Origin of the sequence: Thalassospira sp. MCCC 1A01428, assembly GCF_002115825.1 — a bacterium.
Lineage (GTDB): Bacteria > Pseudomonadota > Alphaproteobacteria > Rhodospirillales > Thalassospiraceae > Thalassospira.
Map to the genome: position 1 here is coordinate 1 of NZ_JFJZ01000148.1, position 808 is coordinate 808.

Genomic DNA, 808 nt, shown 5'->3' on the forward strand with positions numbered 1-808 from the left:
AACCAATGAAAAACTTGCCCGCATGACGTTGCGCAAATCGGCCGAGGCGGTCCGCTGGCTTGAAGAAAGGGGCGTGCAGTTTCAACCCCCCCTTGGCGGCACATTACACCTTGGCCGCACAAACGCGTTTTTCATGGGGGGTGGGAAACAGCTGCTAAATGCGCTTTATCGCCACGCTGAAAAACTGGGCATTGAAGTTCATTATGACGCAATGGTAACCGGCATCGACATCCAGAATGGCGAATTTAAAAGCCTTCGCATCGGGGAGCACACGGTGTCCGCCACGGCCTTTATTGCGGCTGCAGGCGGATTTGAAGCCAATATTGAATGGCTGAAAGAAGCCTGGGGCGACATCGCAGAAAATTTCCTGATCCGCGGCACGCCTTATAATCGGGGCGATCTTTTAAGAATGTTGCTCGATCATGGTGCCAGCCAGATCGGTGAACCCAATCAGTGTCATGCCGTTGCAATTGACGGGCGTGCGCCAAAATTTGATGGCGGCATTTGCACCCGTGTTGATTGTGTATCGCTTGGTATTGTCGTCAATGAAAATGCCAAGCGTTTTTACGACGAGGGAGAGGATTTCTGGCCGAAACGCTATGCCATTTGGGGGCGACTGGTCGCGGATCAGCCCGGCCAGGTCGCCCATGTGATTATAGACCAAAAAGCCAAAGGCGGGTTCATGCCCCCGGTATTCCCCGCTGTTGTTGCCAATACCATTCAAGAACTGGCCGAAAAAATCGGCCTGGATCCGAATGTGTTGGCGCAAACTGTTTCCAGCTTCAACAACGCGGTTCAACCCGGTGAT

Annotated in this window: 1 protein-coding gene; it reads left to right on the plus strand. The window is 53.1% G+C overall.

From position 1 onward, the window contains the following. On the plus strand, nucleotides 1-808 hold an 808-nt coding region (tcuA, locus tag THS27_RS26325; RefSeq protein ID WP_139835776.1), incomplete at both ends, for an FAD-dependent tricarballylate dehydrogenase TcuA.